The organism is Streptomyces sp. NPDC052107 (genome assembly GCF_040680215.1).
In the GTDB taxonomy this organism is placed as follows: domain Bacteria; phylum Actinomycetota; class Actinomycetes; order Streptomycetales; family Streptomycetaceae; genus Streptomyces.
In genome coordinates, this window is record NZ_JBFAWG010000142.1 from 1 (window position 1) to 12,570 (window position 12,570).

2 protein-coding genes are annotated in these 12,570 nt (G+C 72.4%); both read left to right on the forward strand.

Features of this window, described 5'->3' with window-relative positions:
- Positions 1-17: 17 nt before the first annotated feature.
- Positions 18-8,315, forward strand: coding sequence for an SDR family NAD(P)-dependent oxidoreductase (locus tag AB0M27_RS44295; protein WP_365731429.1), 8,298 nt, complete (start codon positions 18-20; stop codon positions 8,313-8,315).
- 7 nt (positions 8,316-8,322) lie between these two features.
- The coding region (locus AB0M27_RS44300) for a beta-ketoacyl synthase N-terminal-like domain-containing protein (RefSeq protein ID WP_365731432.1) at positions 8,323-12,570 on the forward strand (4,248 nt) is incomplete at its 3' end.

The following is a 12,570-nucleotide window of genomic DNA, read 5'->3' on the forward strand; positions in this document are numbered from 1 at the left end:
CCGCTGTCGTCTCCAACGTGACCGGCCAGGTCGTATCGGAGGAGCTCACCGACCCGGCCTACTGGGTACGGCATGTGCGCCAGCCGGTGCGTTTCGCCGACGGCGTCCGGGCTGCCCGTGAGCTGGGTGTGACGCGGTTCGTGGAGGTGGGCCCGCAGGCGGTGCTGACCGCCCTGACCCGCCAGACCCTCGACGAGGAGGCCGGTGAGCTGGCCTTCGCGCAGCTCATGCGCCGCCCCCGTAAGCCGCAGGACGAAACCGCCCCCGTCACACTGCTCACGGCGGCGGCCACCCTCCACACCACCGGCGTTCCGGTGGACTGGCACCTGCCCACCCCCGCCCGTCACCTCGGCCTGCCCACCTACCCCTTCCAACGCCACCGCTACTGGGTCGAGCCCACCGTCTCCACCGCCGACGTGGGCGCGGCCGGACTGGAGGCGGTCGGGCATCCGCTGCTCGGTGCGGCGGTGACGGTGGCCGACACCGGGGGCGCGCTGCTCACCGGGCGGCTGTCGGTCGAGACGCAGCCGTGGCTGGCGGACCACCGGGTCGGCGACGAGGTGTACTTCCCGGGGACCGGGCTGCTCGAACTGGTGGTGCGCGCGGGGGACCAGGTCGGCTGCCGGCGGGTCGAGGAACTGACTCTGCACGCGCCGCTGGTGCTGCCCGAGCCGGGGGCCGTCCAGATCCAGGTCACGGTCGGTGTGGCCGACGAGCACGGCCTGCACCCGGTCGCCGTCCACTCGCGGTCCACCACCCCGGACGCCCTCGAACAGTGGACACGGCACGCCACCGGCACGCTCTCCGCCGCCGCGTCGGCTCTGCGTGAACCGGACGGCGATGCCGAGTGGCCGCCGGCGGGCGCCCATCCCATCGAGATCGACGCCCTCTACGCCGACCTCGCCGAGTCAGGGCTCCGTTACGGCCCCGTGTTCCAGGGCCTGCGCCGAGCCTGGCGGTACGACGACGAGGTTCTCGCCGAAGTAGCGCTGACGGACGTACAGGACGGCGCCGGATTCGGTCTGCACCCGGCCGTGCTCGACGCGGCGCTGCACGCGGTCGCCCTGTCGTCGGCCAACGGCGGCACCGCCGCGCTGCCCTTCAGCTGGTCGGGTTTCGAGCTGCACAGCAGCGGAGCCGGCGCCCTGCGCGTGCGGATCACGCCTCTGGCCGCCAACGAGGTCGCGCTGCACATCACCGACCAGTCGGGGCACCCGGTGGCCGTCGCCGACTCGCTGTCCCTGCGTCCACTCGCGAGCCTCGACCAACGGCCGGACGGCGTCCCGCCCCTCTACCAGCCGGTCTGGATGCCGGTGCCGACGCCGCGCGAGCCGGTCACCGTGACGGAGTGGGAGTCGCTCACCCGGGACGCCGTGCCGCCCGGTGTCGTGGTGCTGCGTGACACCCGCGTCCGTGACGAGGACGGCGACATCGACGTAGTGGCGGACCTCCACGCGCGTGCCGCGCGCGTCCTCGCCGTCGTACAGCAGTTCCTGTCGGATCCGCGCCTGGCCGAGACCACCCTGGTCGTGGTCACCGAGGGCGCGGTCAGCGTCGCCGGTGAGGCGGTGACCGACCTGGCGGGAGCGGCCGTTTGGGGACTGGTCCGCTCCGCACAGTCGGAGAATCCGGACCGCCTCGTCCTCGTCGACACCGACAGCGACGCCGACACCACTGTCGACACCGTTACCGGCACCGCCAACGGGGCCGGAGACGATGGCGTCGGCGCCGACCTGCTCGCCCTGGCCGCCGCGGCAGACGAGCCCCAGGTCACGGTGCGCGACGGGCGGCTGTTCGCTGCCCGGCTCACCCCGCTGCCCGTCCCCGCCGCATCGGCGCCCGTGTTCACCGAGCCCGGCACGACGCTCGTGACCGGAGGATTCGGCGCACTCGGCGGCTGGGTGGCCCGCCATCTGGTGACCGCGCACGGCGTACGCCGCCTGCTGCTGGTCGGCCGGCGCGGTGCCGGCACTCCGGGCGCCACGCGACTGCTGGCCGAGCTGGCCGAGTTGGGCGCCGAGGTCAGCGCAGCCGCCTGCGACCTGTCCGACCGTGCCGCGGTCGGCCGTCTGCTGGCCGCGATCCCGGACGACGCACCCCTGGCCGCCGTGATCCACACCGCTGGCGTCCTCGACGACGGCGTGATCACCGCCCTGACCCCGGAGCGACTGGACACCGTCCTGGCCGCGAAGGCCGACGCGGCCCTCCATCTCCACGACCTGACCCGCGACGCCAACCTGTCCGCGTTCGTTCTGTTCTCCTCCGCCTCCGGCCTGCTGGGCGCACCCGGCCAGGGCAACTACGCCGCCGCGAACACCTTCCTCGACGCCCTGGCCGAGACCCGGCGCGCCCAGGGGCTGCCCGGTCTCTCTCTGGCCTGGGGCATGTGGGCCGTCGGCGACGGCATGGCGGACACCGACGCACCCGCCGCCGGCGGCGCGCTGCTCGGCCACACCGCGGAGCAGGGCCTCGCCATGTTCGACGCCGCTCTGCGCTGCGACCGGTCCCTCGTCGTGCCGCTCCGGCTCGACCTTCCCGCACTGCGCCGCGGCGCGGAGTCGCTGCCCCCGATGTTCCGCGCCCTGGCCCCCGTACGGCGCCGCCGGGCCGGTGGGGGCCGGACGACCGGCGTGTCCGCCCTGCGCCGGCTCCTGCAGGACGTGCCCGAGGCCGAATGGGAGCAGACCCTGCTCACGCTGGTCCAGCGTGAATCGGCCGCCGTACTGGAGTACCCGGACCCCGCCGCCATCGAGGCGACCAAGGCCTTCCGGGACATGGGCTTCGACTCCCTGGCCGGTGTCGAACTGCGCAACCGCATCAACACCGCCACCGGCCTGCGCCTGCCGGCCACCCTCGTCTTCGACCATCCCGAACCCGCCGTACTGGCCCGCTTCCTGCGGGAAGAGGCAGTAGGCACCGCCGCTGCCGCACCCGTCGGTGTGCAGGCACGCCGAACCGGCGCCCTCCGGGACGACGACCCGATCGTCATCGTGTCCATGGCGTGCCGCTACCCGGGCGGGGTGTCCTCCCCGGAGGACCTGTGGCACCTGGTCGCCGACGGCCGTGACGCCGTCACACCGTTCCCCGGCAACCGCGGCTGGGACAGCACCCGACTGGTGGACCCGACCCGCACCCTGCCGGACACCTCCTACGTCGGCACCGGCGGCTTCCTGCACGACGCCGACCTGTTCGACGGCGACTTCTTCGGCATCAGCCCCAACGAGGCCCTGATCATGGACCCGCAGCAGCGGCTGCTGCTGGAGACGTCCTGGGAGGTGTTCGAGCGGGCCGGCATCGACCCGGTCGCACTCAAGGGCAGCGACACCGGAGTCTTCACCGGCGTCATGTACCACGACTACCCCCACAACACCGCGACCGGAGCCGTCGCCTCCGGCCGCGTGTCCTACGTCTTCGGTTTCGAGGGCCCGTCGATGACCATCGATACGGCCTGCTCGTCCTCCCTAGTCGCCCTGCACCTGGCCGCGCAGGCGCTGCGCTCGGGTGAGTGCTCGCTGGCGCTGGTCGGTGGTGTGACGGTGATGTCGACGCCGGAGACGTTCGTGGAGTTCAGCCGTCAGCGGGGCCTGGCGGCCGACGGCCGCTGCAAGTCCTTCGCGGACGCGGCCGACGGGACGGGGTGGTCCGAGGGTGTGGGTCTGCTGCTGGTCGAGCGGTTGTCGGATGCGCGTCGGTTGGGTCATCCGGTGTTGGCGGTGGTGCGGGGTTCGGCGGTCAATCAGGACGGTGCGTCCAATGGTCTGACGGCGCCGAACGGGCCCTCGCAGCAGCGGGTGATCCGGGCCGCCCTCGCCAACGCCGGACTGTCGGTCGCGGATGTGGATCTGGTGGAGGGGCACGGTACGGGGACGCGGCTGGGAGACCCGATCGAGGCTCAGGCGCTGCTGGCCACGTATGGGCAGGACCGCGATGTCCCGCTCTATTTGGGTTCGCTGAAGTCCAATTTGGGTCATGCGCAGGCGGCTGCGGGTGTGGCTGGTGTGATCAAGTTGGTGGAGGCGATGCGGCATGGGGTGATGCCGCGGACGCTGCATGTGGATGCGCCGTCGTCGCAAGTTGACTGGTCGGCGGGTGCGGTGGAGTTGCTGAGGGAGGCGCGGGAGTGGCCGGGGGTGGGGGACCGGCCGCGCAGGGCTGCGGTGTCCTCGTTCGGGATCTCCGGGACCAATGCGCACGTGATCCTGGAACAGGCCGCTGAGTCCGAGCAGTCCGCTGGTGCTTCGGAGCCGGTGGTGGGTCCGGTGGCGGTGGCGTTGTCTGCGCGGTCGCCTGAGGCGCTGGCTGAGTCGGCGGGGCGGCTGGCGGATTGGTGGTCGGGGCGGGAGGACGTCGAAGTCGCGGAAGTGGCTTCGGCGTTGGCGCATGGCCGGGGTCGGCTTGAGCATCGGGCTGTGGTTGTGGCTGCGTCCCGCGAGGAGGCGATCGGGTCCCTGTCCGCTTTCGCAGCGGACGGTACAGCCGCCGTAGTTGGGCGTGTGTCGTCGGGTCGGACGGGGTGGTTGTTCACGGGTCAGGGCTCGCAGTGGCTGGGCATGGGCCGGGAATTGCACGCCGCCAACCCCGTCTTCGCCGGGGCGTTCGATCAGGCGTGCGCGGCGTTGGATGTGTATCTGGAGAGGCCGCTGCGTGAGGTGGTCTGGGGCGAGGACGCCTCGCTGGTGGATGCCACCGTGTTCACCCAGGCCGGTCTGTTCGCCGCGCAGGCGGCGCTGGTGGCCGTACTGCGGCACTGGGGCATCCCGGCGGATGTGCTGCTCGGGCATTCCATCGGTGAGGTCTCTGCCGCGTATGCGGCCGGGGTGTTGTCGTTGGAGGATGCGGCACATCTGGTGGCGGCGCGGGGGGCGTTGATGCAGGCCCTGCCCGCGGGCGGGGGCATGGTCGCCCTGGGCGCCAGCCCCGAACAAGCAGAACAACTCATCGCCGGCCTGCCGGCGGACGTTGCCGCCATAAACGCGCCGGCCGCAGTGGTGGTTTCCGCAGCGGTGGAGGATCTGGAGACGGTGGCATCGCGCGCCGAGGAGCAGGGGGTCCGGGCGACCCGGCTGTCGGTCTCGCATGCCTTCCACTCCCGGCTGATGGAGCCGATGCTGGACGCGTTTACGGAGGTCGCCGCCTCCCTTACCTACCGTCAACCGAACACCGCTGTCGTCTCCAACGTGACCGGCCAGGTCGTATCGGAGGAGCTCACCGACCCGGCCTACTGGGTGCGGCATGTGCGCCAGCCGGTGCGTTTCGCCGACGGCGTCCGGGCTGCCCGTGAGCTGGGTGTGACGCGTTTTGTCGAGGTGGGTCCGCAGGCGGTGCTGACCGCCCTGGCCCGCCAGACCCTCGACGAGGAGGCCGGTGAGCTGGTCTTCGCGCCGCTCATGCGCCGCCCCCGTAAGCCGCAGGAGGACACCGCTCCCACCACACTGCTGACCGCGGCGGCCACCCTCCACGCCACCGGCGTTCCGGTGGACTGGCACCTGCCCACCTCCACCCGCCACCTCGACCTGCCTACCTACCCCTTCCAGCGGCGCCGGTATTGGCTGTCGGCTCCGGTGGGTTCTGGTGTGGTGGGGGTGGGTGCGGCCGGTTTGCGGGAGGCCGGGCATGGGTTGTTGGTGGCGGCGGTCTCCACGGCGGACGGTTCGGCGACGGTGTTGACCGGGCGGCTGGGTGTGGGGCGTCAGGCGTGGCTGGCGGGCCATCGGGTGGCCGGGCGGGTGTTGGTGCCGGGGGCTGCGTTGGTGGACATGGCGCTGCACGCGGCGGACGTGACCGGTTACGACGGGATCGGTGAGCTGGTCGTAGGCCGGCCGTTGGTCTTGCCGGAGGCGGGAGAGGTGGACGTGCAGGTGCAGGTGACGGCTGCCGGTGAGCGGGCGGAGGTAAGTATCCACTCGCGCCCCGCCGAGGCAGCCTCGCAGGCGCCGGGCCCGGACGCGTCCTGGACCACCCACGCCACCGGCACCCTCACCACCACCACAGCCGGCACCCCGACCACCACCCCCGACCTCACCACTTGGCCCCCACCCGAGGCAGTCCCCATAGAAGTCACCGGCGGATACGAGGAATTGACTGAGCTCGGGCTGGACTACGGCCCCGAGTTCCAGGGCCTGCAGGCTGCCTGGAGGCACGGGGACGACATGTACGCGGAGATCGCGCTGCCCGAGGACATCGACGTTTCCGCGCACACCGTTCACCCGGCGCTCCTGGACGCCGCCCTGCATGCCGTGGCGCTGCTGGGCGGCCAGGATGGCGGGGCGGCCGTACGGCTGCCGTTCGCATGGTCGGGTGTCGTTCTGCTGGCTGCGCAGCCGACCAGGCTGCGCGTCCGGCTCACCTTCGGTGGTTCGGGGGTGCGACTGCAGGCCTGGGATCCGGCCGGCCAGCCGGTGCTCTCCGTGGACTCGTTGGTGCTGCGGGAACTGGCGGCGGGGTCGCTGGAGGAGGAGGCACCCACCGGCGACAACCTCTACGAGCTGAGCTGGGTCTCGCGCGGACCACTCGAGTCGTTCGGCGGGCCGACGGCCGGGGAGCCGGAGCCGGTGCTCGGCCTCGACGCGCTGCCGGCCGAGGGCGGGTTGCCGAGCGTCGTCGTCCTGCGGGCCGGTGGCGCGGAGCCGCGTGCCGCAGTGCAGGCCGCTCTGGCCTCGGTGCAGGACTGGCTCGCCGACCCGCGGACGGCCGGGACGACCCTGGCCGTCCTCACCAAGGGGGCCGTGCCGGTCGGCGACGAGGACGTACCGGACCTCGCCGGCGCCGCGGTTCGCGGACTGATCCGTTCGGCGCAGGCGGAGAACCCGGGGCGCATCCTGCTGGTCGACCTCGACGAGGACACGGACGTCGACGACCTCCCCTGGGATGCGCTGACCGGACTGGACGAGTCGCAACTGGCGGTCCGCGCGGGTGAGGTCTTCGTCGCCCGTCTGCTGCGCACCACCGCGGAACCCGCCCCGCCGCATCCGGTCGCGGGATTCGGCGACGGCACCGTGCTCGTCACCGGCGCCACCGGCAATCTCGGACAGCTCTTCGCCCGGCACCTGGTCGCCGAACGGGGCGTACGGCGGCTGCTGTTGCTCGGACGCCGGGGCCCAGACGCGCCCGGCATGGCGGAACTCGTCGAGGAGCTAACCGCCTTGGGCGCGCACGTCCGGGTGGCCGCCTGCGACATCACCGACCGTGCGGCGCTCGCCGAGGTGCTGGACACCATTGCGGACGACGCCCCGCTCACCGCGGTCGTGCACTCCGCCGGCGTACTCGACGACGGTGTCGTCTCCTCGCTGTCACCCGAGCGCATCGACACCGTCTTCCGGCCCAAGGCCGAAGCGGCCCTGCACCTGCACGAGCTGACCCGGGACGCGAACCTGTCCGCCTTCGTCCTGTTCTCCTCCGCCGCGGGCGTGCTCGGCGCTCCGGGACAGGGCAACTACGCGGCTGCCAACGCCCTCCTCGACGCCCTGGCCGCGCACCGCCGTGCCACCGGGCTGGCCGGCCAGTCGCTGGCCTGGGGCCTGTGGTCGCTCGACGGCGGCATGGCCGGAGAGCTGAGCCAGGCCGACCTCCAGCGGCTCCGCCGCGCCGGGATCGAACCCCTCTCCGAGAAGACGGGTACCGAACTCTTCGACCGCGCCGGCGCACTCGACCGCCCTCTGTTCGTGCCGATGCTGCTCGACACCTCCTCCTCCGGACAAGGCGAGGTGCCCGATCTGCTGCGCGGCCTGATACGGGTACCCGGCCGCCGTCAGGCCGCCGCGGCCGGTGCCGACCACGGAGCCGCGCTGCGCGAGCGGCTCTCGCCCCTCGCCCCCGCGGAGCGGCTCGACCGCCTGTCCGAGCTGGTGCGCGGCCAAGCGGCGACCCTGCTCGGCTACCCCGGCGCCCAGGCCATCGACCCCCAACGTCCCTTCGGCGACATGGGATTCGACTCCCTGGCCGCCGTCGAGTTCCGCAACGGGCTCGGTACGGCCACGGGCCTGCGGCTGCCCGCAACCCTCAGCTTCGACTACCCGACTCCGGCCGCTCTGGCCGCCCACCTGGCCGAACAGCTCTTCCCCGAGGGCGCGTCCGACGACGTTGCCGAACGGGACGTGCGGTCGGTCCTGCAGAGCATCCCGCTCGCCCGGTTGCGTGACGCCGGACTGCTCGACACCCTGCTCCAACTCGCCGGCCACTCCGGCACGGATACCACCGCCCCGTCCCCCGACCCCGACGGCACCGACGCCGTGGACGTCGACGCCATGGACGCGGACGCGCTGATCAACCTGGCGCTCGAGGGCGCCGACTTCGACGACGTCGCCGAGGATGTGTGAGGCTCCGATGACCGGAACCGACGAGAAGCTCGTCACTGCGCTGCGCTCCTCCCTCAAGGAGACCGAGCGGCTGCGGGGGCAGCTGCGCATGGTCACCGCGAAGAGCCGCGAACCGATCGCGATCGTGTCGATGGCGTGCCGCTACCCCGGCGGGGTGTCGTCCCCGGAGGACCTGTGGCGGCTGGTCGCCGAGGGCCGCGACGCCGTCACACCGTTCCCGGCCGACCGAGGCTGGGACGTGGACGGCCTGTACGACCCCGAGCCGGGCGCCGAGGGCAAGTCCTACACCCTGGAAGGCGGTTTCCTCCATGAGGCGGCCGCCTTCGACCCGGCCTTCTTCAACATCAGCCCCAATGAGGCCCTGATCATGGACCCACAGCAGCGGCTGCTGCTGGAGACGTCCTGGGAGGCCTTCGAACGCGCCGGCATCGACCCCGGCACGCTGCAGGGCAGCGACACGGGTGTCTTCACCGGCGTCATGTACCACGACTACCCGTACAACTCCGCGACCGGCGCCATCGCCTCCGGTCGCGTCTCGTACGTCTTCGGCCTGGAGGGGCCGGCGGTGACGGTGGACACGGCGTGCTCGTCGTCCCTGGTCGCCCTGCACCTGGCGGTCCAGGCGCTGCGCTCGGGTGAGTGTTCGCTGGCGCTGGTCGGTGGTGTGACGGTGATGTCGACGCCGGAGACGTTCGTGGAGTTCAGCCGTCAGCGGGGCCTGGCGGCCGACGGCCGCTGCAAGTCCTTCGCGGACGCGGCCGACGGGACGGGGTGGTCCGAGGGTGTGGGTCTGCTGCTGGTCGAGCGGTTGTCGGATGCGCGTCGGTTGGGGCATCCGGTGTTGGCGGTGGTGCGGGGTTCGGCGGTCAATCAGGACGGTGCGTCCAATGGTCTGACGGCGCCGAACGGGCCGGCGCAGCAGCGGGTGATCCGCGCCGCCCTCGCCAACGCACGAGTCGGCGCCGACCAGGTCGACTTGGTGGAGGGGCACGGGACCGGCACTCGGCTCGGGGACCCGATCGAGGCGCAGGCGCTCCTGGCCACTTATGGGCAGGACCGGGAGGGCCGGGCGCCGCTGTATCTCGGCTCGCTGAAGTCCAACATCGGTCATGCGCAGGCGGCCGCGGGTGTGGCTGGTGTGATCAAGTTGGTTGAGGCGATGCGGCGTGGGGTGATGCCGCGGACGCTGCATGTGGATGCGGCGTCGTCGCAAGTTGACTGGTCGGCGGGTGCGGTGGAGTTGCTGACCGAGGCGCGGGAGTGGCCGGGGGTGGGGGACCGGCCGCGCAGGGCTGCGGTGTCGTCCTTTGGCATTTCCGGGACCAATGCGCATGTGATCGTGGAGCAGGCTGCGGAGGCGGAGGAGGGTGTCGCCTCGGAGCCGGTTGTGGGTCCGGTGGCGGTGGCGTTGTCCGCGCGTAGCCCTGAGGCCTTGACCGAGTCGGCGGGACGGCTAGCGGATTGGTGGTCGGGGCGGGAGGACGTTGAAGTCGCCGACATCGCTTCGGCGTTGGCGCATGGCCGGGCCGGGCTTGAGCATCGGGCTGTGGTGGTGGCGTCCTCGCGTGAGGACGCGATCGGGTCCCTGTCCGCTTTCGCAGCGGACGGTACAGCCGCCGTAGTTGGGCGTGTGTCGTCGGGTCGGACGGGGTGGTTGTTCACGGGTCAGGGCTCGCAGTGGCTGGGCATGGGCCGGGACCTGCACGCCGCCAACCCGGTGTTCGCCGAGGCGTTCGACCAGGCGTGCGCGGCCCTCGATGTGCATCTGGAGCGGCCGCTGCGTGAGGTGGTCTGGGGCCAGGACGCCTCCCTGGTCGATGCCACCGTGTTCACCCAGGCCGGTCTGTTCGCCGTGCAGGCGGCGCTGGTGGCCGTACTGCGGCACTGGGGCATCCCGGCGGATGTGCTGCTCGGGCATTCCATCGGTGAGGTCTCTGCCGCGTATGCGGCCGGGGTGTTGTCGTTGGAGGATGCGGCGCGTCTGGTGGCGGCGCGGGGGGCGTTGATGCAGGCCCTGCCCGCGGGCGGGGGCATGCTCGCCCTGGCCACCAGTATCGAGCAGACCGAGGAGCTGATCGCCGGCCTGCCGGTGGACGTCGCCGCCGTCAACGCACCGGCCGCAGTAGTCGTTTCCGCAGCGGTGGGGGACCTGGAGACGGTGCAGGCCCGCGCCCAGGAGCACGGCGTGCGCGCGACCCGGTTGTCGGTCTCGCACGCCTTCCACTCCCGGCTGATGGAGCCGATGCTGGAGGCGTTTGCGGAGGTGGCGGCTTCCCTGACCTACCGTGAGCCGGCTGTCCCGGTGGTCTCGAACGTCACTGGTCAGCTGGTGTCGGAGGAGCTGACGGATCCGGCGTACTGGGTGCGGCATGTACGCCAGCCGGTCCGTTTCGCCGACGGCGTCCGCGCCACCCGCGAGCTGGGCGTGACGCGTTTCGTCGAGGTCGGCCCGCAGGCGGTCCTGACCGCCCTGACCCGCCAGACCCTCGACGAGGAGACCGGTGAGCTGGCCTTCGCGCCGCTCATGCGCCGCCCCCAGCACTCCCAGCAGCCGCAGGAGGACGCCGCCACCACACTGCTCACCGCGGCGGCCACCCTCCACACCACCGGCGTCCCGGTCGACTGGCACCTGCCCGCCCCCGCCCCCACCCGCCACCTCGACCTGCCCACCTACCCCTTCCAGCACCGCAACTACTGGCACTCGCTCTCCACCGGCGGCGATCCCCGGCAGGTGGGCCAGTCGCCCACCGGGCATCCACTGCTCGGTGCGGCGGTCACGGTGGCGGACAGCGGTGGTGTCGTGCTCACTGGGCGGATGTCCGCGGACAGCCAGTCCTGGCTGGCCGACCACGACATCAACGGGACGATCATCTTCCCCGGCACAGGTTTCGTGGAACTGGCCGTACGGGCGGGCGACGAGGTCGGTTGCACCGTGCTGGAGGAGCTGACCCTGCGGACCCCGCTCGTCCTTCCGCGCTCCGGCGGAGTCCAGGTGCAGGTCGGCGTCGGCGTGCCGGACGGTTCGGGGCGGTGCGCCCTGGCCGTCCACTCGCGCCCCGACGACGGCGACGACGCCGGTGAGTGGACGTGCCATGCGCAGGGCCTGCTGTCGACGGCGGAATCTGCGCCCGACTTCGACCTGGTGGCCTGGCCGCCGGCCGGGGCCGAGCGCATCCCGGTCGACGGCGGCTACGAGCGGCTGGCCGAGCGCGGCTACCGCTACGGACCGAGCTTCCGCAACCTGCGAGCCGCCTGGCGACGCGGTACCGATGTGTTCGCCGAGGTCGTCCTGCCCGACTCGGCTGACGGCGACAGCTACGGACTGCATCCGGCGCTGTTGGACTCCGCCCTGCACATCGACCTGATCGCCGGGGACGAAGAGGCCGAGGGACAGGCGTTCCTCCCCTTCGCGTGGACCGATGTCACGCTGCACGCTTCCGGATCGCGGGCGCTGCGGGTCATGATCCGACGGCAGGAGGGGCAGCCGGCCTCGGCGGTGTTCGTCGCCGACCAGAGCGGGCGGCCGGTGGCCACCATCGGTGCGGTGGCCTCCCGCCCGATCGCACCCGATCACTTCTCAGCCCCCGCTCCTGCCGCCGACGCTCTGTTCGGCGTGGTCTGGAACCCCGTCACGGTCGGCACCGCGACGGACGCCGAACCGGTCCCGACCGTGGAGCCCGCCCAACTGGCCGACACCGCGGGCCCGATCGTGGTCTGCGACTGCACCCCGCCCCAGGGAGCGGTTCCCGACGCCGCGGCCGCCGCGGCCGGGGGCGCGCTGGAGGCCGTACGGACCTGGCTCGCCGGAGGCGAGCGGTCGGACCGCACCCTGGTGGTTCTCACCCGGCGCGCCATGGGACCGGACGGCTCGCCCGACCCGGCGGGAGCCGCCGTCTGGGGGCTGGTGCGGGCCGCGCAGGCCGAGAACCCCGGACGTTTCGTCCTGGCCGACGTCGACGACCCCGCCGCCGTCGACCCCGCCGTGTGGCGGGCCGTCGTGGCTTCCGGCGAGACCGAACTCGCCCTGCGCGACGGCATCTGGTCCGTCCCCCGCATGGAACGCCTCGCCACGTCTGCTTCTGGTGGTGGTGTGGATTGGGGTGGGGGGACTGTGTTGATCACTGGGGGTACGGGTGGTCTGGGTGCGTTGGTGGCGCGGCATGTGGTGGCTGTCGGGGGTGTGGGGCGTTTGGTGTTGGTCAGTCGTCGGGGGTTGGGGGCTCCGGGGGCTGAGGGGTTGGTGGAGGAGTTGTCC